At 62.8% G+C, this 21494-nt stretch carries 20 protein-coding genes; 11 read left to right on the top strand and 9 right to left on the bottom strand.

The annotated features are described in order from the left end of the window. Positions 1–100 precede the first annotated feature (100 nt). The 4 genes from KTJ89_RS09825 (at position 101) to KTJ89_RS09810 (ending at position 4955) form a co-directional block, all read left to right on the top strand. Positions 101–1927, top strand: a complete 1827-nt coding sequence (locus KTJ89_RS09825; protein WP_259357571.1) for a DEAD/DEAH box helicase — start codon at positions 101–103, stop codon at positions 1925–1927. A 105-nt stretch (positions 1928–2032) separates the two neighbouring features. Beyond that, positions 2033–2611 (top strand): MarR family winged helix-turn-helix transcriptional regulator, encoded by a 579-nt coding sequence (locus KTJ89_RS09820; protein WP_172170662.1) that lies wholly within the window; start codon positions 2033–2035, stop codon positions 2609–2611. 44 nt (positions 2612–2655) lie between these two features. Further along, positions 2656–4092: a cryptochrome/photolyase family protein gene (locus KTJ89_RS09815; protein WP_259357570.1), complete on the top strand. Its 1437-nt coding sequence runs from the start codon at positions 2656–2658 to the stop codon at positions 4090–4092. Then, complete coding sequence (locus KTJ89_RS09810; protein ID WP_259357569.1) at positions 4089–4955, top strand: Rossmann-fold NAD(P)-binding domain-containing protein; 867 nt, start codon at positions 4089–4091, stop codon at positions 4953–4955. The genes KTJ89_RS09815 and KTJ89_RS09810 overlap by 4 nt, the downstream gene beginning before the upstream one ends. Positions 4956–4978: 23 nt before the next feature. Here the strand turns inward: KTJ89_RS09810 and KTJ89_RS09805 are convergent, their stop codons facing one another. Both KTJ89_RS09805 and KTJ89_RS09800 read right to left on the bottom strand, forming a co-directional pair. Beyond that, complete coding sequence (locus KTJ89_RS09805; protein ID WP_172170658.1) at positions 4979–6529, bottom strand: SDR family oxidoreductase; 1551 nt, start codon at positions 6527–6529, stop codon at positions 4979–4981. 98 nt (positions 6530–6627) lie between these two features. After that, a complete protein-coding gene (locus tag KTJ89_RS09800) occupies positions 6628–7665 on the bottom strand; it encodes a baeRF2 domain-containing protein (protein WP_172170656.1) in 1038 nt (345 codons plus the stop codon). A 281-nt stretch (positions 7666–7946) separates the two neighbouring features. On the opposite strand from KTJ89_RS09800, the gene KTJ89_RS09795 reads away from it, so the two are divergent. The 3 genes from KTJ89_RS09795 (at position 7947) to KTJ89_RS09785 (ending at position 9605) form a co-directional block, all read left to right on the top strand. Further along, positions 7947–8411, top strand: coding sequence for a DUF4383 domain-containing protein (locus KTJ89_RS09795; RefSeq protein WP_172170654.1), 465 nt, complete (start codon positions 7947–7949; stop codon positions 8409–8411). Between the two features lie 412 nt (positions 8412–8823). Then, a complete protein-coding gene (locus tag KTJ89_RS09790; protein ID WP_259357568.1) occupies positions 8824–9171 on the top strand; it encodes a hypothetical protein in 348 nt (115 codons plus the stop codon). After that, positions 9171–9605, top strand: a complete 435-nt coding sequence (locus KTJ89_RS09785; protein WP_259357567.1) for a DUF6098 family protein — start codon at positions 9171–9173, stop codon at positions 9603–9605. Before KTJ89_RS09790 ends, KTJ89_RS09785 begins: the two co-directional genes overlap by 1 nt. Positions 9606–9670: 65 nt before the next feature. Here the strand turns inward: KTJ89_RS09785 and KTJ89_RS09780 are convergent, their stop codons facing one another. Further along, a complete protein-coding gene (locus KTJ89_RS09780; protein WP_259357566.1) occupies positions 9671–9982 on the bottom strand; it encodes a hypothetical protein in 312 nt (103 codons plus the stop codon). A gap of 144 nt (positions 9983–10126) precedes the next feature. Between KTJ89_RS09780 and KTJ89_RS09775 the strand changes: the two genes are divergently transcribed. Beyond that, positions 10127–10873: a GAF and ANTAR domain-containing protein gene (locus KTJ89_RS09775; RefSeq protein ID WP_259357565.1), complete on the top strand. Its 747-nt coding sequence runs from the start codon at positions 10127–10129 to the stop codon at positions 10871–10873. 103 nt (positions 10874–10976) lie between these two features. Continuing rightward, positions 10977–11207 carry a hypothetical protein gene (locus KTJ89_RS09770; protein ID WP_259357564.1) on the top strand — a complete coding sequence of 77 codons (231 nt, stop codon included), beginning with the start codon at positions 10977–10979 and terminating at the stop codon, positions 11205–11207. A gap of 12 nt (positions 11208–11219) precedes the next feature. Here the strand turns inward: KTJ89_RS09770 and KTJ89_RS09765 are convergent, their stop codons facing one another. Beyond that, complete coding sequence (locus KTJ89_RS09765) at positions 11220–12221, bottom strand: ABC transporter substrate-binding protein (protein ID WP_259357563.1); 1002 nt, start codon at positions 12219–12221, stop codon at positions 11220–11222. A gap of 221 nt (positions 12222–12442) precedes the next feature. Between KTJ89_RS09765 and KTJ89_RS09760 the strand changes: the two genes are divergently transcribed. Then, positions 12443–13099, top strand: coding sequence for a helix-turn-helix domain-containing protein (locus KTJ89_RS09760; RefSeq protein ID WP_259357562.1), 657 nt, complete (start codon positions 12443–12445; stop codon positions 13097–13099). Positions 13100–13154: 55 nt separating this feature from the next. Here the strand turns inward: KTJ89_RS09760 and KTJ89_RS09755 are convergent, their stop codons facing one another. Genes KTJ89_RS09755 through KTJ89_RS09735 form a run of 5 tightly spaced genes read right to left on the bottom strand, consistent with a single transcriptional unit; the run spans position 13155 to position 19425 of the window. Further along, positions 13155–14954 (bottom strand): ABC transporter ATP-binding protein, encoded by a 1800-nt coding sequence (locus KTJ89_RS09755; protein WP_259357561.1) that lies wholly within the window; start codon positions 14952–14954, stop codon positions 13155–13157. Further along, positions 14954–15871: an ABC transporter permease gene (locus KTJ89_RS09750; protein ID WP_219922484.1), complete on the bottom strand. Its 918-nt coding sequence runs from the start codon at positions 15869–15871 to the stop codon at positions 14954–14956. Before KTJ89_RS09750 ends, KTJ89_RS09755 begins: the two co-directional genes overlap by 1 nt. After that, positions 15868–16821 (bottom strand): ABC transporter permease, encoded by a 954-nt coding sequence (locus KTJ89_RS09745; protein ID WP_259357560.1) that lies wholly within the window; start codon positions 16819–16821, stop codon positions 15868–15870. The genes KTJ89_RS09750 and KTJ89_RS09745 overlap by 4 nt, the downstream gene beginning before the upstream one ends. 1 nt (position 16822) lies before the next feature. Beyond that, positions 16823–18370, bottom strand: a complete 1548-nt coding sequence (locus tag KTJ89_RS09740; RefSeq protein ID WP_259357559.1) for an ABC transporter substrate-binding protein — start codon at positions 18368–18370, stop codon at positions 16823–16825. 11 nt (positions 18371–18381) lie between these two features. Beyond that, positions 18382–19425: a TetR/AcrR family transcriptional regulator gene (locus tag KTJ89_RS09735; RefSeq protein WP_259357558.1), complete on the bottom strand. Its 1044-nt coding sequence runs from the start codon at positions 19423–19425 to the stop codon at positions 18382–18384. A gap of 129 nt (positions 19426–19554) precedes the next feature. Here KTJ89_RS09735 and KTJ89_RS09730 point away from each other — a divergent pair, with 129 nt between their 5' ends. Continuing rightward, entirely contained in the window at positions 19555–21453 is a 1899-nt protein-coding gene (locus KTJ89_RS09730) for a glycosyltransferase family 2 protein (RefSeq protein ID WP_259357557.1), read from the top strand. The last annotated feature ends 41 nt before the right edge of the window (positions 21454–21494 follow it).

Genomic DNA, 21494 nt, shown 5'->3' with positions numbered 1-21494 from the left:
CGTCGTCAGGACGCCTCGCCTCTGCAGCTGGGTGAAAGCACCCGCGCATTTCCGAAGCCGTTTTCTCTCGGCGATCGAGAGCGCCGACAGCGCTCATTCCATGACCGGAAGCGGCTGCCTGCCACCTATTCACGGCACCGGCACGCCCTCCGGCACGTCGAAGGGCCACCCCATCACTACGTCACAGACTCACACCAATCCCCGCAGCACTCGCACCCGCGGAGGCAGCAACAGCAACACCACCACAAGCACCACGGGCAATCGCACGAAGAAGGCCTCCCCAGCCCCCACCTCGTTCGCCGAACTCGGTGTTCCCGCCAAGCTTGTCGACACGCTGAGCAAGGAAGGCAAGACTCAGGCCTTCCCGATCCAGCAGGACACTCTGCCCGACACGCTGACCGGCCGCGATGTGCTCGGCCGCGGAAAGACCGGGTCCGGCAAGACCCTGGCGTTCTCCATTCCGCTCGTCGCCCGACTGGCCGAATCCGGCAAAGGTTCGCAGAAGTTCCGCCATCCGCGCGGACTCGTGCTCGCTCCCACCCGTGAGCTCGCCACGCAGATCACCGAGGTCATCGACCCGTTGGCCAAAGCCGTGGGCTTGCGGACGACGACGATCTTCGGCGGCGTCAAGCAGCGTCGACAGGAGGTCGCACTCAAGGCCGGAGTCGACATCGTCGTGGCCTGCCCCGGCCGCCTCGAGGACCTGCTCCAGCAGGACATCCTCACGCTCGAGAACATCGAGGTCACCATCCTCGACGAGGCCGACCACATGGCTGACCTCGGGTTCCTGCCCGGAGTCACCCGAATCCTCAACCAGACCCCTGCTGAGGGACAGCGGATGTTCTTCTCCGCCACCTTGGACAACGACGTCAACAAGCTCGTCCGTCGTTTCCTCCACAACGAGGTCCTCCACTCCGTCGACGAGGCGACCTCCCACGTATCGGCCATGACCCACCACGTGTTCGAGGTGTCGGTCGACGACAAGAACGAACTCGTGCACAAGCTCGCCTCCGGCACGGGCCGCCGCATCCTCTTCACTCGCACGAAGCACCGGGCCAAACGCTTCGCCCGCCAGCTCACGGCAGCGGGCATTCCCGCCGTCGACCTGCACGGCAACCTGTCGCAGGGCGCTCGCGATCGCAACCTCGCCGCGTTCACCGATGGTGAGGCGAAGGTGCTCGTGGCCACAGACATCGCTGCCCGCGGCGTCCACGTCGATTCCGTCGAGCTCGTCGTCCACGTCGATCCCCCGACCGAACACAAGGCGTACCTGCACCGTTCCGGTCGCACCGCGCGTGCCGGCAGCGCCGGTGACGTCGTCACGGTGATGACCGCCGAAGAGCGCAAGGACACCCAGATCCTCCTGCGCAAGGCCGCCATCAAGGCGACCCCGCAGAAGGTCACCGCAGAGTCCCCCGAGGTGACCGAGCTCGTCGGTGAGATCGCCGAATACGTCGCCCCGCAGCCGAAGGAACCCGTCCAGCCGCGTAAGAAGACCGAACCAGCGAAGTCCGGTGGTCGCTCGCCCCGTCGCCGAGGCGGCCGTGGCGGACGCGGTGGAAGTGCGGGCCGCGATGGCGCCGCCGACGAGTCGGGTCGCAGCCGCGAGAAGTCCCGCGGCAACGGCGGAGAGCGCAACGGCAACGCCTCCCGACAGAACAACCGCGGCACCGGTTCCGGCCAAGGCGGTCGTGGCAATGGTTTCGGTCGCAGCGGCGGATCCGGCCAGGGCGGTCGCGGCGGCGAGGGCAGCCGCCGTCGCGAGTCGGCTCGCGGCAGCCGTTCCGGTGGTCAGGGTTCGGCGTCGCGTTCCGGTCAGCCGGCCAACCGCCGTTCATCCGATTCGCGCGGCACGAGCCCGGAGACCCGCCGCCGCAATCGCGTGCGCACCGGAGGCTCCGAGCAGGTCTACTCGACCAGCAGCTGACATACTCACGATGTAATAACCCTCCGCATATACTATGCTTCGGTGTACTATATTAGGAGGGTTATTCTTCTACGCTCAAGGGGCAGGAATCAGTAGGATTGCGGCATGGAGTCATCAGAGGCCGCGGGCGCTCACGACCCGATCACAGAGAACATGTACACCGGATCGCAAAACCGTTTTCCCGGCGACCTCATCGACTCCTCCGACCTGTCGAATGTCGACCGCGAGCAGATCGCTCGACTCATGAACTCACTCGCCCGACTGCGCGAGGCCGAGCGCAGACTCTCCGCGGCTTCACGCAGATTCATGAAGCTCAGCGAACAGGACATGCACGCCCTGCACTATCTCCTCGCTGCGGAGCGGCAGGATTCGGTGGTGACGCCGAAGATGCTGTCTGCTCACATGTCCATGTCGGCGGCCTCGGTGACGAAGCTGATCAATCGCCTGGAGCGTGAAGGGCATGTCGTCAGAAGGCTGCATCCCAGTGATCGCCGAGCTTACGCCATCGAGATCACCGCGGAGACGGCGCGCTCGGCACGAGAGACCGTGGGGCGTTCCCAAGCCAGACGCGTCTACGCCGCCGCCCGCCTCAGTCACCGTGAACGCGATGCCGTCATCCGTTTCCTCGACGGAATGGCCGATGAGCTGTCCCTGAGCAACGCTGACTGGGCGAACCAGCTGTGATCGCGGCTTCCCCAGCGAGTACAGACTCTAATCATCTCACCCTGGTGTGGTTCCGCGACGATCTGCGCGTCGAGGACCACGAGGCCCTGACAGCGGCCTGCGGCGACGGGCAGGTGATCGGCCTCTGGATCAGGGAGTGCCGCGGCGACGACGGCCTGGGCCCACGCCCGCTGGGAGGAGCCACTCGCTGGTGGGCGAACGAATCGCTGCGCGTCCTGGAGACCGAACTCGCACAGCTCGGTATCCCGCTGCTCTTCGCAGCAGGCTCCGCCGCCGACATCGTCCCGCAGGCGGCTGCGGACCTGGAAGTCGATGCTGTGCGATGGTCGCGCCGTTATGCGCCGGCTGCACGTCGCCTCGACGCACAGATCAAGACGGACCTGGCTGATGCCGGTCGTGCCGTGCACTCCCATACCGGCGCGCTGCTCGTCGAACCCTGGACGGTCAGCCCGCAGAGCGGTGATTTCTACAAGGTCTTCACGCCGTTCTTCAACGCTGTGCGCGATCGCGAGGTCGGAGAGGTCCTGCCGCCGCCCGACGAACAGAGCCCCCTGGCTGAGGCAGACCGGAAGAATCTGGACAATCACTCCTGGGGACGCAGTCTCGACGATCTTGGCCTCCTCGACGGAACCGACACGGGCTCGGGCAGCTTCGCCTCGGCGAGGACTCCGCAGTGGTGGCGGACGACCGTGGCCGAGCACTGGAACCCCGGATGCCGGGAAGCGGCCCGTGAGCTCGCGTGCTTGAGCGACGGGATCGACGGTTACGCCGATTCGCATGATGTCCCCGCCGACCCTAACAGCACGTCCGGCCTGTCGCCGCGACTGCGCTTCGGCGAACTATCCCCGCGGCAGCTGCTGGCTGCGGCCCTGGACATACCGGAGATGAGCGACGATGACCGGCATGCATGGATCCGGCAGCTCTACTGGCGGGAGTTCTCCTGGCACCTGACCTATCACCTGCCGGCCGTCGAGTCCGAGCCGATGCGGCCGGAATTCGCATCCTTCCCCTATGAGGACGACCCCGAGGCACTCGACCATTGGCGCAGCGGTACGACCGGGATCGACCTCGTCGACGCCGGCATGGCCCAACTGTGGCAGACCGGATGGATGCACAATCGGGTGCGGATGGCCACGGCGAGCCTTCTCACGAAGAATCTGCTTATCCACTGGTGGCACGGCGAGCAGTGGTTCTGGGACACGCTCGTCGATGCCGATGAAGCCAACAACCCCGTCTCGTGGCAATGGGTGGCCGGGTGCGGCGCGGATGCGGCCCCGTATTTTCGGATCTTCAATCCCGAACGCCAACGTGAGCGTTTCGATCCCAACAACGAGTACGTGGGCAGGTGGTTGGGCCGCGGTCCGGGCGGTCTCACCCGGGCGGAACGCTCGCACGGTGATCGCGAGCCGATCGTCGATCTCAAGGCATCGCGCCAGGCGGCTTTGGCCGCCTATGACCGGATGAAGAGTGAGGCGGAATGAGCACGACGAACGGACGCAGGATTCTCATGGCCGGGTGCGGAGACCTGGGCACTCGGTTGGGCCTGCGACTGGTCGACCAGGGGCACCAGGTGATCGGGCTGCGCCGACGCGTCGCCGAACTGCCCGATGCCTTCGAGGCGATCAGCATGGACCTCTCCCGCTTCGGAGCTCCCGACCGCGATAGGGCAGATGTCCCGGTCCGCAGCGTTTCGCGACTGGGTGCACTCGACGCGGTCGTCATCACTCTCACTTCGGACGAACCGACTCGGACCGGATATGAACGGTCCTACCTCCACGGGCTGAGAGGTCTCGCACGCGTGCTTAAGTCACAGCCGGGCCGAGTCGTCCTGGTCTCCTCCACGCGTGTCCTTGCTGAGGATCCGACGCGTGTGATCACCGAAGACGCTCCGCTCGCTCCAGGGTCCGGGCCGGGTGAGGTCCTCGCTGCGGCCGAGTCCGAGGCGGCCGAGCTCTTCGACCATCTCACGATCGTCCGCCCGGCTGGTATCTACGGGCCTGGCCGCACCCGTCTCATCGACTCCGTGCGACGCGGACAGCAGTTCAACCATCAGCGGTGGACGAACCGCATCCACCGAGACGACCTGGTCTACGGCCTCGAGCGCTTGGCACTTGACTCGAAACCGCCGGACCTGGTCCACGCTGTCGATTCCCTGCCTGCTCAGATGGGCGACGTCGCCGCCTTCATCGCTGACCGCCTCGGCGTGCACGTCCCCGGCCATGTCGAGGACGAGAAGCCGGGCGGTAAACGGATCGATGGAACTCGCTTCGGCTCGCTCATGGGCGAACTCGGCTACCCCACCTACCGGGACGGCTTCGCTTCGATGCTGCCGGCAGCGCCCTGATCACGAACAAGACCGGGGAACATTCACGCTCTCACCCTGCGGCGTGCCTCGGCGGCGATGTTCTTCGCCATCGCGGGAAAGATGAACCGATGGAACGGGGCGACGAGGGCCCAGTAGAGGTGACCGCGTGCCCCGGTGGGGATGAAGGTCGCTGTCTGGTGATACTCGCAGCCATCGTCGGAGTCTGCCAGTGTGAATTCGAGCCACGCGTGACCGGAGACTTTCATTTCGGCGCGCAGCAACAGGCGAGAGTTCCGCTCCAGCCGTTCGACTCTCCACCAGTCGACCGGGTCGCCGATCCGCAGGGCGTCCGGCAGCCGTCGACCTCGGTTGAGGCCAGCGCCCCCGACGGCTTTGTCCCAGACTCCACGAGCCTTCCACGCCAGCGGCCAGGAGTACCAGCCATTGGATCCGCCGACGCCCTCGACCACGGGCCACACATCGGCGGCTGAGAGACCGGGGATCGCCGCCGACCGTTCATCGGTGAAGATGCGGCGGCCCGCCCACTGCGGGTCGTTCGGCAGCGGCTGGGCCGCCTCGTCGAGTCCTCCGGCATCGGCGTCCCAGTTCGTATCTACGGCGCCTTCGACTTCACGACGTAATGCGAGTCGGACGGCGTCGCCGAATTCGATGAGACCGGATTCGGGCGGCCGGATGACCTCGTCGACATCGTGTGACGAGGCCACCGCATCCTCCTGCAGAGACTGGACGAGCGGCAGTGTGAGAGCGAACGGCAGCGGAGTGACCAGTCCGACCCAGATACCTGACAGGGTCGGGGCGGGAAGCGGCAGGGCGATGACGTGACGGGGCTTGAGACCGGCGACAGCGGCAAAGGTGCGCATCACCTCGGCGTAGGTGAGGATCTGCCGCGAACCGATATCAAACGAGCGGTTGACCGTTCCTTCCACATCCGCGGCGGAAAGAAGGTAGTAGAGAGCGTCGCGGACCGACAGCGGCTCGACGCGGTTGGCCACCCAGTCCGGTGCCGGCATCCACCTCAGCGTCAGGGCGAGATGGCGGATCATCTCGAACGAGGCAGAGCCGGAGCCGATGATGATGCCGGCGTTGAACACGATCGCGTCAACCTCGGAGTCGAGCAGGATGCGCCCGACGGTCGCCCGCGAGCGCATGTGCTTCGACAACTTGCGCCCTTCGGGATGCAGCCCTCCGAGGTAGACGATGCGACCCACGCCGGCAGACGCGGCAACGCCGACGAAACGCTTGGCAGCTTCGGCCTCGGCAGCCTCGAAGTCCCCACCGGACCCCATGGAATGCACTAGGTAATAGGCCGTATCGATGCCGCTGAGGCTGTCCTCGAGACCGCGACCGGTGTCGAGGTCGATGGTCCTCACGTCGACATCGGCTGCCCATGGAACCTGCTTGAGCTTCTCCGGTCGCCGCACTCCGACTCGGACCTGGTGACCGGCCTGCAGCAGTCGCGGTACGAGGCGTCCCCCGATATAGCCGGTCGCCCCGAGCACGAGGACACGGCGCGAGACCCGGGCCTGCCGAATGACTTCGTCGCCAGGTGGCTTCGAGTTGTTCGGGGTCGGACTATTCGTCGGTCGATTCATCAGAGGGTCCTTCCGGCCTGCCGAGATCGGCTGTCATGGACCAACCCTACACGTTGTATTAACTCATTGGTTAATATCTACCGATAGATACTTACTCCTCAGTCCGCCAGCGCAGCGCCGACGTCGTAGCGGAGGATCGCAGCGATGCCTTCAGGCATCGGCTCATGACTGAGCTCGATCTCTGCTGAAGACAGAACAGCTTGGGCAATGATGTCTGCTTCGCCCTCTGCTGCCTCAGCATCGTCGAGCAGCAGGGTCGCCACCGCACCGCGCTCGACTGCCTTCGCGACTTCGGCATGGCCCTCGACCGCACGGTCGTGGGCCTTACTCTCGGCCAGTCTTTCGGAGTTCTCGGCCTCGCGTTCGCCGGCGAGTCTCGTCACGAGCGTTCGCACCGCCACATCGATTGCCTCTTCGGCACCGTCATCGTCGTTGCCGCCTTCTGAGATCTCGTGAAGCAGCTCTTCGGCCCTCACTGACAGTTCGGCCTTGACGACCGTTCTGCCCTGCACTTCACCTGCCAGAACCACCGCATCAGGCGCGTTCTCCGTGATGAGCCGATCGACGAAGTCGGACACGCTGCGGGCGTTCGCTTTGATGATCTCGTCGACGCGGCGGCGGATCTGGTTGTGCGAATATGCTCCTCGCCGCGGCTTGTTGATGTCTTCGTCGTTGTCGCCGGTCACGTGGACCGACTCGTTCTCGGTGCGTTCGCGATCCGGAGTCACGCTCAGTTCGCGGACGGCCGCACCATCCTGCCCGGCGATGACGAGAACGACATCGAACTGTCTGCACTCCTGGCGGAGGTAGGCTCCGAGTTCGGGGACGTCTCCGAAGTACGCCGCGTCGCCATCTCCCAGCGCCGCGTCCCAGTGTTCGTCCAGCAGAACTCCCCCCGAGTTCGCAACGATGGTCCGACCGTCTGTGTGCACTTCGGTGGGTTCGTCGACGAGGATGATCGCATCGATGGACTCGAGGAGAGACTCCCCTGCCCCGCTTTCGGACAGCTGGTCTCGCAGCTCCGACCAGCGCAGGCGCAGCTGCGTCTCGGCATCGGCTGATGGAGTTCGTCCCTCAAGGTAGACGGTGGCATATGAACCGCCGCTCTCGTAGACCGTGCGCAAGTGATTGTTCATCCCTTGTTCCTCCTCAGCATCTGTGTTCACCTGTCGGAATCCCGCTGGATTCCGCCGCGCTCTGCGCGGTCCTCTCAGCCTGGCATTGTGCGACGACCCCTGTAAACAGTCTTGACAATCCGCGCCAGCCGCTTTACCTGTCCCGGCCTTCTACTCGTGCACACGTCTGTTGTCTGTGAGTCACCTGCAGCTGTTGAGGGGTGCGGGGCCTCAATCTAACGTGGACCTCAATCTGACCAGTTCGTCAGCAATCTGATCAGTTCGTCAGTCGAGGAGGCATTATGACCGCCGAAAAGCTAGGGCCAGACGTTCCCCATGAGCGTGGTCGCCCGATCCAGTGGGCGGCTCTCATCGTCACCATACTCTTCCTGGCAGCCGGCGTCCTCGGGTTCATCCCGGGAGCGACGTCGAACTATATGTCGATGCGATTCGCCGGCCACCATTCGACCGCGCTGCTTTTGGGCCTGTTCCAGGTCTCGATCCTGCACAATATCGTCCACTTGCTTTTCGGCATCGTCGGGGCCCTCGTCCGCCGCTCCCCTACCGGGTCGTTCCATTACCTGCTGTGGGGCGGAATCGTCTACGCCGTCCTGTGGATTTACGGGCTCGTCATCGGTTCAGAATCCGCGGCGAATTTCGTTCCCCTCAACACTCCGGACAACTGGCTGCATTTCGGGCTGGCGATCGTGATGATCGGCAGCGCACTCGTTCTCAACCGCCGACGCTTCAAGACCAAGGACCCCTGATCAACTCGCTCACCGAGGTTGCAGAAGGCATCCATCGCGTCGACGATTCGATCGTCACTTAGTACATCATCGAAGGCGCAGAGGGACGTCTCGTGCTGGCGAAACCTCAGGACTCGCGGCCGGTGAGCTTATCGCGCAGTTTCGGGAACTGCTCGTCTTCTTCGTCCTGAGCATGATGATCGAGCAGCTGCTCGAGCTCGATGACCTTTTCGAGGAAAGCGCTCTCGGTGACGTCGAGGTCTATGGTCCCTCGTCCATAGACCGCATCGCGAAAGGCCCATCGTCCGGTGCATCAGATTCTCGTTCGCGAGCGCACGGCAGGTGAGGCATTAGTCCTATTGCCGTGTCAGCGCACTGTACGTATAGTTCGAGCAGGTCAAGAAGTCGGCCCTCTCCTTTGTGAGGTACGGGTATGTCCAAGAGTCTTGGCAGTAGAAGCGAAACGCCGGTCGACCCTCTTCGAGTCGCCGAACTTCCGACGGGAATGGACGAAGCGGACTCCTACTCCGTCATCGATGATCGAGAAGCAGCCGCTTTTGAGCTTCGTCGCGCCGGTGACGTGGTTGCGGCGCTGTACTACACACTCGATGAAGAGAATCAGCAGGCCGTCTTCGTCTGCTGCGAGATCGAGGAGACGCTGGCCGCCGCACAACACTGCAGGATGCTCTTGACAACGGCAACCGAAGCCGTGGAAAGCCGAGGAATGTCGGTGTCAGTGACCTGGCCAGTGGCCCTCAAGGTGAGAGAGGTTTCACACTGATGCCGGAGAGACTCAGGCTTGACAGTCTGGACACGATCGAAGAGCTCGCAACGTCCGGGCGACCGCTCTATGTCCGCTATTCGGAAGGCTACGAGAGTGACACCCAGGGCGGGAGCATCGACTTCGAGTCGGGTCTCGAGCTGCCCGGCCTGGCCGTCAATCCTCTAACCCCTGAAGACTGGTGGACCCGCCCACTGGGCGATTGGCTGGCTCGCCAGCTCTGCCAGTACAAGCATCTCCAGGAGAAGAACCCCGACCGCTTCGCCTGGATACTCACCGGACGGCAGGTGGGCCGCGGCCCCGACTGCGAACCGCTGCTCGTCGAGGTCGAACCGATCGCCCGTCTTTCGCAGAGGTTGCTCAGTGAGGCACAACAGCGCTACCGGGAGAACTTCGACGCAGAGAAAGGCCCCGAGGACTCGGAATCCGCATAGGAGGATTCCTCAGCGGTGAGGGCCCGACACCTGGTCATCAGGTCTCGGGCCCTCACTTTCACCTCTCAGTAGTGTGCTGGCGGATCGCTTGCAGGGAAGGATTCTTCCTCCCACTCATCCACCAATTCATCCTCGCGCTGTTTCGACGCGGAATCCGTGCCAGGCTTTTCCGCAACATCGTCTTTGGCCTCCTCGGGGACCTTTGTCGGTTCCTTCTCATCTTCGCTGTGAACACTCATCACGATCTTCCTTCCTCCATCGCGTGTATGAACCCATGCTGACACTGTTTCAGGCGGCTCGGTAGGGGTGTTGCCCGGTATGCCGATCGTGTAATCGTGTCCCAGCCTGAAAAATTGCCCGGAACCGATTTTGGGCATATCACCAGCCTTGAGTAAGATATTGCAAGGTCAAGCAGGCGGCCTCCAGATGTGAGGACCCCTGATTGTGTATCGCCTTCCCCTTCACCCGCAGATTCTCGCGCGGATCATCCATGCCAGCGGCTCAGAACTGAACCGCAGACGTTGAAGGACACCGTTGCTGCGTCCGACCCCCACCGCGAATCGGTCGCAGAACTCCTCATCAGACTCCTTGCTTCAGAAGACGAGCTCGGCAGCTTCGTGGATGAGCTCGCATTCATGGCCGCCGTCGAAATCGGTCAGGACTCTCAGGTCTCGTGCGGGATCATGTTGGTCCGCAACAGACGCAGCACCATTGTCTGCGGCAGCGACGACGCAGCGAGACGATTCGAAGACATCCACACCTACCTCGGAGCGGGACCGCGTGTGGAGGCGAAGAAGACCGGTGCGACCATCTGCGTCGAGGACGCCGAGGAAGAGAAGCGCTGGCGAGACTTCATGGAGATCGCTGTGCTTCACGATCTGCGAAGCTTGGTGGCGGTCCCGCTCGACATCGACGACACTGCGCAAGCGGTCATGACCTTCTACGCCATGCAGCCCCACAACTTCGGGGAGCCGACGCTGTCGGCCGTGCAGAGATTCGTGGAACCGGTGAAGAGGTCGTTGCGAGTGGCGGTCCGAACCGCCCACTTCGCCGAGGCAGCCGAACACCGACAGCGGGCGATGGAATCGCGCACCGTCATCGACGTGGCCATCGGAATCACGATGGCCCAGGCGGCCTGCAGCCAGGATGAAGCTGTCGCCATTCTCAAGAGGGCCTCATCGCATCGCAATATCAAACTGCGCACGTTAGCCGGAGAACTCGTCGACTCACTCGGTCAGCCCGAGCCGATCACGCCGTTCACCGAGTGAGTGACCGGCCTTCCAGCGGATTGTCGAAATGTTCGGTCGACGCACTCGAGACCACCCCGTAGACTGATTCTTCATCCGCGCACTCCAGCGAAAGGTGATCCGAATGTCAACCGACGACAACACCACCGACGGCAGCACCGCCGACAGCATGCGCAAGGCAACGGAGAATCTCGACCACGAAGCCGGAGGCGCGCCGTCGTCCGAGTATCTCGACAAGGTCGACCCCGACGACTTCGGCCGGAAGGACGAGACCGGCGAGGATGAGAATCGCGAGGACGAGGAGAACGCCGACGAGGAGGACGAGCCGGCTGATACGCCGCCGACAGATCGCTGATCGCCTTCGTCGTCACTGCGTCGCGGGGAACATCTCCTCAACGATGTCGAGCAGAGCCATCGCCTCGTCATAGTCGCCGCGCATCGACCAGTATGGGAGATCGTGGACCTGACCGGATTCGAAAGCCGGGACGCGATTATACGGCGTTTCGTCCTTGAGGTCGTCGACGCTGATGCTCGCATTGTTGAAGCCGACCACGAAGACCGTCTCGGAGCGAAGAACATCAGGCAGCACCTCGAGCGAGGGCCCGAACATGTCTCCGCCCGCAGTGTAGGGTTCGATGTCGTTCTCTTCGAACAGCGGAGCAGTCGTGAAGCCGAGCGGTTCCAGCTCCGCCGACAGGCTCTTGTCCTCGATGAGGATATAGGGAGTGTCCTTGCTGTCGAGCGTGAGGATGGAGATCTCTCCCTCGGGGATCGAGATGGTGTCCTTCACCTCGGCGACTCGATCCTCATAGGCGGACTCGAACTCCTCGTAGTCCGCCTCTCGGCCCAACACGTCGGAGGCGATGAAGGAGAACTGGTCCTGCCAGGTCTGCTTGTCTCCTGATACGAGTACCGTGGGCGCCACTTCCTGCAGTCTGTCGTAGGAGTCGGTCGCATGCTTGAGTGGGAATCCGATCCCTCCGGCGATGATGAGGTCGGGCTCGGCCTCGATGATGGCTTCGAGGTCGAATCCATCGTTGCTCCACGGCAAGAACTCGGTTCTCTGGGCCTCAGCCTTCTCAGCCCAGAACGGCGAGAACTCCCCGTCGGTTTCCGTGACCTCGGGAGTCGTGCCCACGACCGGCACATCGAGGTCGAAGAGATAACCGGCGAGAGCGTAGTTGAGCACAACCACCCGCTGCGGATCGGCCGGAACCTCGACCTTGCCCTGTTCGGTCGCGATCGTACGGGTCTCGGCTCCATTCCCCGAGGGACCATTCTCGGACGTATTCGTGGGACCTGCACAAGCGGTGATGAGCAGAAGACATGCCCCCATGAAGAGCGCACTGATTCGACGGAGCACGGACATTGACTACCTCGCTTGACGGGCACGGACTAGACTCGAAGAACATAGCTCAGCCTAACCAAACTTCTCGGCCCACTTACGACAAAGGCGACATCATCACCCGACCAACACGACACGCTCGCCTGCGACGAGAGGACAGCGAGACGGAACGACCAGTGCTCCTCACCGGGCATGATTGGCACAGCCATTCATACCCACTGCTCGTTCATGTCATCTGCGGCTCCGTGGACGTCCACCTGCGCGGGCGCGGGTTCGAATTGACGCATCTCAGCCTCGCCTCCGAGTCCAGCCTGTGGCTGGGGTCAGGCATCGACCACTCGGTCACGACGAAATCGGACTCCATCATGCTCGGCCCGCGACTGTCACCGCAGACGGAACCGCCCGAAGGGTTCCTCCATATCCGCCGATCAACCGCCATCCGCGAAACCGCCCTGCTCATCCTTGCCTCTTCTCCGAACTGCGAGACCGATCGCCGGCCACTCAGGGCAGCCCTCGACGCAGAGTTGAGCACCTACACCGTCGACGACTTCCCCTTACCGGTTCCGCAGCACCGTTCGGCGAGAGCGATCATGGAAGACCCCATGAGCCTGATAGTGCCGTTGACCGCCGTCGCCGAGCGACATTCGATGAGCAAACGACACGTCGAACGGATCATCAAAAACGATCTCGGCATGTCTTTCGTGCAGTGGAGGACGCGGAGACGACTCAACCTGGCCCTGCGAAGAATCCGCGCGGGATCGACAGTTGCCTCCGCTGCCCGATCCGTCGGCTACCGCGGATCCGATGGGCTCATCAGGGCGATCAGTCGCCTCACCCACCTCACCCGCGAAGAGCTCTCCAGCGACCTGGCGGGTGCGGTCGCGGACTCCCGCACAAGGTGACCGATACTCCGGCTATCGCCGCTCGTGGTGACCGCCGATCTACCGGACAGCCTCCTCAGAATTTCGGCACGTCGGCGATCAGCGCCCGCGTGTACTCGTGCGACGGATCCTCGAGCACCTGCGCGGTCGGTCCGTAGTCGACGATCTTGCCCTTGTTGAGCACCGCAAGATTGTCAGCGATGTGCCGCGACAGCGCAATATTGTGCGTGACGAAGAGCATCGCCAGCTGACGTTCCTCCCGCAGGGTGCGCAGCAGCGCCACGATCGATGCCTGCACGCTGACGTCGAGTGCCGAGGTGATTTCGTCACAGACCATCACCGACGGCGCGTTGACCAGCGCACGCGCGATCGCTGCCCTCTGCCGCTCACCGCCGGAGAGGTCACCGGGGCGTCGGTGATAGAACGACCGTCCCAGCCGCACGGAATCGAGTGCTTCCTCGACGGCGGCCTTCCTGCTCGCGGCCGTACCGTTACCGCTCATCTCCAACGGCACCGTCAACGACTGCCCGATCGACCGGCGCGGGTTGAGCGAGGAGAACGGCGACTGGAACACGTATTGGATGCCCACGCGCTGTTCGTTCGTGCGTTTGCGCGTCGACCGTGCCAGCTCTGTGCCGCGCAGTCGAACAGATCCCTCGTAGTCGTCGTTGAGCCCTGCCACGCACTGTGACAGTGTCGTCTTTCCTGATCCCGATTCGCCGAGCAGCATCGTGCACTCCCCCGGTTCCAGGATCATATTGATCCCGTCGAGGATCTGCGCCTTCCCGTAGGCGAGCGCCACATCCTTGACCTCGAGCAGAGGCGCGGTCGCCGAGGCAGACTTGCCTTTCCCCTCCACATCGGAGACATCAGGTTCAACCGCCGAGGCGGACGCCCCGTCAGCATCGGACCGATCCGATCCCGAGTCGCCGGGCTTCTCCCCCGTCGACACGAGAATATGTGTCTTCTCATCAGCCTCGGCGACAGCTTTCGCTTCCGCAGCGCCATCGCCGATGGTCTTGCGTCCGGCAAGATCGGGCACAGCTGCCATAAGCATCTTCGTGTACTCGTGTTGCGGACGTTCGAGCACTGCCGACACGGGCCCCTCTTCGACGAGGTCGCCGCGCAGCATCACTGCCACCCGGTCGGAGATGTCCTTGATCACCGCCAGATCGTGAGTGATGTAGAGACCGGCGACATTGTTCGCCACCGTCATCTGCCGGATCGTGTCGAGCACGACCGACTGCGTGGACACGTCCAGCCCGGTCGTCGGTTCGTCGAGAATGAGCACGTCGGGATACATCGCGAAGGCCATGGCGATGCCGATGCGCTGCTGCTGACCGCCGGACAGCTGATGCGGCCACCTCTTCTGATAGGCACGATCCCCGGGGAGTCCGACGTCGACGAGCACCTCGGCGACGCGATCAGCTCGCTCACGATCCGAGGCTCCGAAGTCGTGGATGTCGAGGACTTCGCGGATCTGCTCGCCCACACGCATGGCCGGGTTGAGCGAGAGTGCCGGATCCTGAGGGATGTACGCAATGCGGGATCCGCGCAGATCTCGCAGGGCCACCTCGTCGAGGTCGCCGACCTCAAGGTGGGTGGCGTCACCGCGCGGCCAGATGCTCACGGACCCGGACCCGAACTTCAGGCCCTCCCGGAAGTGCCCCATACAGGCCAGACCGGCCGTGGTCTTACCGGAACCGGACTCGCCGACAAGCCCGAGGATCTCGCCTCGGGACAGGGCGAAGTCGACGCCGTGGAGGATCTCGTCCCCGGCGTTCGTGAGCACGCGCAGGTCGCTGACGCGCAGCACGATCTTCTCGTTCGGTTCGTTCGCATCATCGTGGCGAACGGTCTCTGTCTTCGGGCTCATCATGCCTCCACGGATGTCGATGCGGTGGCTCGGGCGAAGGAGTCCGCGAGCAGGTTGGTGCCGATCGTCAGCAGTGCGATCGCGATGACCGGCAGCAGGACACCCCAGGGTTGGATGGACAGGGCGATGCGGTTCTCGTTGATCATCAGACCCCAGTCGGCCGCGGGCGGCTGCAGACCGAGTCCGAGGAACGACAGCGACGCGATGTAGCCGATCGAGTAGGTCAGACGCAGGCCCGCCTCTACGCTCAACGGACCGGTGATATTGGGCAGCAGCTCACGGATGAGCACCTTCCACCGGGGCATCGCGTACATTTCAGCGGCCTTGATGTAGTCCTCGGTGATGACGCCCAGGGTCGCGGACCTCGCGACACGGGCGATGCGTGGTGCGTGGGTGAGGCCGATGACCGTCACGAGCACCCATCCTTGCGGCCCGAGCACGGTGATCGCCAGGAGGGCGAACACGAGCTGCGGGATAGCGAGGATGACGTCGTTGAGCCGCATGATCACGGCGTCGAAGGTTCCTCCGACATAGGCGGCGAGCATGCCGATGATCGCACCGACGACCATGCCGAGCGCGGTTGCGAGCACACCGTAGACGATGAGTGTCACACCGCCGGCGAGGAACCGGGAGAACACATCGCGGCCGAGGTTGTCCGAACCGAACAGACCGTAGGGACTGAACGGCTTCGTGACGAACTCGGTGGCGGTGTTGCCGGTCGCCCAGGGCAGCAGCAGCGGACCGCACAGGGCGAGCGCGACGACGACCACGGTGATGATCAGACCGATCTTGCCCTGTTTCTGAGCGAGCACCCGCTTGTAGAAGGGAACGTAGGTGGTGGCGGATTCCTTGGGCACCTCTGCGGCATCGGTGGCCGCGGACTTGAGGTCATCAAGACTGTTGGCGTCGGTGCTCATGCTGCGCTCCTGAGTTTCGGGTTGGTGAGGATGCCGACGACATCGGCCGCCAGGTTCACCACGACGTAGACGGCGGCGACGAGCATGGAGATCGCTTGGACGACCTGCACGTCACGGTAGGTGACCGCATCGATGAGTGCTTGGCCGAGTCCCGGGTAGCGGAACAGGAACTCGACGACGACCACACCGCCGGCCAGCCACGCCAGCTGGATCGCGACGACCTGAGCGACCGGTCCGAGTGCGTGGGGCACGGCATGGCGCATGATCACGCGCTTCTCCGGGACACCTTTGAGCCTGGCCATCTCGACGAAACCGGAGTCGAGGACTTCGATCATCGTCGCTCGCATCATTCGCACGATATAGGGGGTGACGACGAGGATGAGTGTCAGGGTCGGCAGGATGAGCTGCTCCGGCCGGTTCCACACGGGTTCTCCCGGCGGGGCCAGGGTGACGGCCGGCAGGATCTGGAATACCGAGGTGGCGAAGATGGCAATGAGGCCGATGCCGATGACGAACTCGGGCATGGCCGCCAGCACGAGGCTGACTCCGGTCATCGCCTGGTCGCGGCGCTTCCCGCGGTGCAGAGCCTGATAGGCGCCGAGGCCGATGCCCAAGGGCACGGAGATGATCGCGGCCAGTCCCATGAGGATGAAGGAGGCCCCGATCCGATCGCCGAGGAGTGCCCCGACGGATCCTCCCGTCGCCGAGGAGGTTCCGAAGTCGCCGACGAACAGTCCTCCCAGCCAGGTGAAGTACCGCTGCCAGGCGGGTTGGTCGAGTCCCAGCTGTTCGTTCAGGGCTGCGATGCGCTCCGGTGTGGCCTGTTGGCCGAGGATCGCCCTAGCGGCGTCGCCGGGCAGCAGCAGGGTGGCGCCGAAGACGAGCAGGGAGACTGCGATGAGGATGAACGCGGAGAAGAGCAGCCGCTTACCGATGACTTTTCCGAACATGTCAGACCTCTCCGATCCATACGCGGTCGAATCTCCAACCGCTCAGGGGTCGTCCTGTTGAGTTGGGGACGAGCCCGCCGACGTACTTCTGGAAGGCGTCGACCTGGTTGGCGAAGCCCCACACGATGTAGCCGCCTTCGTCGTAGAGCATCTTCTGCAGCTCGTGCTCAAGGTCTCGCCGCTCCCCGGCGTCGGGAATGGCTCGAGCTTTGTCGAAGACCTTGTTGAACTGCGGTTCGTCCCAGTGGGTTTCGTTGAAGGGTGATTCGGACAGTGCGCAGGAGATAACCTGCGGCATGAAGTCACGTGTGTACCAGAAGTCCTGTGCGAAGTCCCATTGGAGGTATCCGTCGCCGAAGAACGTGGTGGCGTCGACCTTGCGGATCTTGACCCGGATTCCGGCGTCGGCGGCCTGCTGGGCGAAGACCTGGGCGGCCTCGACTGCTCCGGATTGGATGGGGGCGGTGACGAGTTCGACGTCGAGTCCGTCAGGGTAGCCCGCCTCGGCGAGGAGCTTCTTCGCTTTGTCCAGGTCCTGTTTGCGCTGCGGGAATTTCGGGTAGTTTTCGCTCAGCGGACCGAACATGTCGTTGCCCAGGGTGCCGTAGCCGGAGAGCACCTGTTCGATCATCTGCTCCCGGTCGACGACGAGCCGGAAGGCCTGCCGGACCTTGACGTCGTCGAAGGGCTTCTTGTCCACGCGCATGGTGAAGGGCAGCCACATGCCGGTCTTCGAGTTGAGGATGGACATGCGCTCATCGGCGGCGATGACTTCCACGAGGGCGAGTGGGATGCCGGCGATCGCGTCCACCTGGGTCGACAGGAGGGCGTTGATGAGGGCATCGTCGTCGTTGAAGTTGAGCACCTCCACCTCGTCGAGGTACATCTTGTCGAAATCGAAATAGTGCTCATTGGGCACGAGCACCGTCGACTGAGCAGCCGTGAAGGATTTGAGTTTGAACGGTCCCGAGCACACCGGGTTCTCCGGGTCGTAGCCGACGGGGACGATGGCGGCGGTGTATTCGGCGACGGCGTCCTTGAACAGGCCGTTGGGTTCGCTGAGTCGGAATTCGACGGTGCGCTCATCTTTGGCGACGACTTTCTCCAGCATGGAGAAGTTCGCGGCCGCAGTCTTCGGATCGTCGGGGTCGTTGATCCGCTCGAAGGTGAACACGACGTCTTCGGAGGTGATCGGCTTGCCGTCGGAGAACTTGATGCCCTCCTTCAGCGTGCACGTCCACACGGTGGAGTCGGAGTTGGCTTTGATCGATTCGGCCAGCAGCGGCACGACCTGGGAGTCGTCGTCCCAGCCGTAGAGGGCGTTGTAGAGGTTGACGGCTCGGCAGACGTCGCCGTTGTTGACGGGGATGTGGGCGTCGACGGTGTCCGCGGAGTTGCCGCCGGTGACTCCGACGCGCAGGGTTCCGCCTTTGACGGGCTTGCCTGCGTCGGCGGCACCGACTTCCCTGCCGCCGCAGGCGCTCAGCCCGGCGACTCCGGCCACGGCTAGGCCTGCGCCCAGCGCTTGTCTTCGGTTCGGTGTGTTCATGTGCCTTCTTCCTAGGACGTCGGGTCGAGTCGGCCGGCAGTGGCGACCCGGTCTGACTTCGGGTGTCGGGAATCGTCGGTGGACGCGTCGTTGTTGAGGATGTGAGCAGCGAGGTAGTTCTCGAGCATGGTCAGTGCTTCGTCATCGGTGATGGGCATGTGCTCGGTGGTGCGGGCAACGCCAAGGCCGTCGATGAAGATCGAGAGGGATTTCACCATCAGTGCGGTGTTGCCTTTCCGAATCGTTCCCGTGCGCTGGCCGCCGTCGATGACAGTGGTGATCATGTCCATCCACTCGCCGTAGACGGCGGTGAGGTTCGCACGGGCGCTTTCGTCAGTGGCTGCACGGGCCCAGCATTGGAGCCAGATCGACCACACTCTCCGGATCTTAGGGTCGACTCCGGCATGGATGCGTGCGAAGTGGCGGAGCACGCCGATGGGGTCGGCGGAATCGTTGAGGTGGCGGGTCTCGGCGATGACATCGAGGGAGTGGCGCAGGGCCGCCTGCAGCAGCTGGTCTTTCGTCCGGAAGTGGTAATTCACCGCCGAGGCGCTCACCCCGGCGGCGTCCGCGACGTCTTCGGTTCGGACCTTGTCGATGCCGAGATCGGCATAGAGTCGCCAGGCGGCCGCGATGATCTTCAGCCGATTGCGGGTGCCCCTCGACATCCAGTCCTGCTCGGAGGTCGGCCCGAGGGCCGGTCCCCCACCGACCAGCTGCATGCGCGCATCATCCGCGAGATCATCTGCGAAATCGTCGGCAGGTGATTCACTGAGAGCAGGAAGAACGTCGGCGACCATTGTTCGCCGAGGCGGCCGTGCCGTTCGCCCGGTCGTCAGCCAATCCGTGGTGACCCCGGTGAGTTCGGCGATGTGAGAGATCTCCTCGACTCGGAATCTTCGTGTTCCGGCGAGGGATTTCGACAGTTTGCTCGCGTCGAGTCCGATCTGTCGGGCGACTTCGCTGTGGTTGATTCCCGCGTCTCTGATGGCGATGCGGACACGACTGACCAGAGACGTCTCTGTGCTTTCAGCACCATTGCCTGTCGTGACCACCACTACAGTCTGCACACAAGTTGCGATTTTGGCAATACTTACTGGGATTCGGGGTAGCCCGCTGCCGTCAGATCACTCTTCCAAACACCGAGATCTTCTGCCACTTGCCGACCATACGCCGCGCCTCCTATGGCTGAAGCAACTTCAGATGTAGCCTGTTTAGTTAGCAAGAGAACTTCTGAGATCCGGCCGGAGCCGCACTTGATTCCCGATACGTCCTCAACAACGTCCACAGACGACGAGCCCCAAGTCGACGTCAGCGTGGTGATACCTGTTTTCAATTGCGAGCGATACCTCGAGGAAACTGTCGGCTCAGTGCGCGCACAGGATATCGGCGAAGGACGCTACGAGATCATCGCCGTTGATGACGGCTCAACCGATGGCTCGCTCGAGACTCTTCATCGCCTTGCAAACGGCGAATCGGATTTGCGAGTGTTTTCGATCCCGAACAGCGGATCCGCGGCAGCGCCCCGAAATCAAGGTGTGGACAAAGCACATGGGCGGTACATATTCTTCCTGGACGCCGACGACAAATTGGCTCCCGATACTTTGCGCAAAACCGTTACTACGGCAGACGAAACCGGCTCTGGGGTAGTCCTGTGCAAGATGGGAGAGTTCGGTGCCGGGAAACGAGCGGGCAATGTCCCCTCGGCTGCGTTCGGCGCGACCAAGTTCGCGGTCGATTTCGTCGAGTCACGAGCTTCGTCCACGCTGGGCGCATTGAAGCTCTTTCGGTCTTCAATCATCAAAGAGCACAACGTGCGTTTTCCTCTGGGGTTTGTCGTTGGGGAGGACCAGGCCTTCACGATGCAGGCATACCTCCACAGCCCTCACGTGTCAATTCTCGCCGACAAGGTCTACTACTGGGCTCGCGGCCGAGGTGACGGAACCAATGTCACCAGCACTGGTCAGCCACCCCGCAAACACTTGAAACGAATACTGACGCTCATCAGGACGATCGTCGACAACACTGAACCCGGCGAACTGCGCGACAGGTTGCTGCGACGACCGATCATCGGATCATCGGGAGTTACCTCGGTGTTCGGAAAGAAGATGCTGCCCGCCCACGACCGCCTCGAACGTGAAGCGATGCTCAAAGAGTTTCGCGATCTCGTCACACCACTGTGGAATCCACCTATCCGCGACCATGGCTTACCCGTGTCTCAAATACTTGTAGACCTGGCGATTCGCAACGATCTCGACGAAATCGAAGCCGTCAGTCAGCTTCTGCTTGAAAAGAAGCCATTGCCGCTGACTTTCGACAGCGATCGCAATCAATTTGTCTACGTCCCGGATAATGGTGATTCAATCGGCGACCTGAGGATCAAACCTGAGGCGACTCTTGAAACAATCTCCTCAGTAGGTCGCTCGCTCAAAATCAGAGGAGAGATTGGCATACCCGGTGTAGAGGTTGCGTCGGACAGCGCTCAACTGATTTTTCGCCATCGGAAGCTCGGGACCAAGGTCGTCTTCAAGCTCGACGTCTCCCGAACCTACAGCCGCAGCTTTGGCGTTCGTGCACGGTTTACCTCAATAGTCGACTTGTCGAAGTTCAACGACTCCGGTGTTTGGGAAGCAATCATCAAGGCCAGCTGGTCTTCAGTCGTGCTCCGTCAACCTTTCGGTGAATTGCGGTCGAACGCATTAGAGACCTCCCCAATGCTCGTAGGTGATCCTACGGAAGCGATTGCCTTCTTCACACGAAACGAGACACTCGCCGTTGACATCGGACCGACGGAAAAACACCTCGATCCTGTCACGAGCAGCGAAATTCAGATCATCGACAATTTCCAAGTCGGACGGTCCGCAGTCCTAGTTCTCAATGGACCTTGCCAGCACTTGGACTCCGCTTCCATACGCGCGAATAGCACAGCAAAAGAGAAGCCTGCCAAACTTTTCATTCATTCGACAACTCACGCGTCAATTGTGGCTTCTCGGTCACTGACGAAACGACAGGGTTGGGCGTTACGACTGACTGACAAGGAGGGAAACGTCGTCACCCTACCTTCGATTGGCGTCAGCCGTTAATCAGAACATCGGTCGGTTGTGCAGCGGATGCTCTTGGACAC

Source organism: Brevibacterium sediminis (genome assembly GCF_024895295.1).
GTDB lineage: Bacteria > Actinomycetota > Actinomycetes > Actinomycetales > Brevibacteriaceae > Brevibacterium > Brevibacterium sediminis.
The sequence above is the reverse complement of the archived record's forward strand: the minus strand, read 5'-3'. Positions and strand labels throughout refer to the sequence as shown.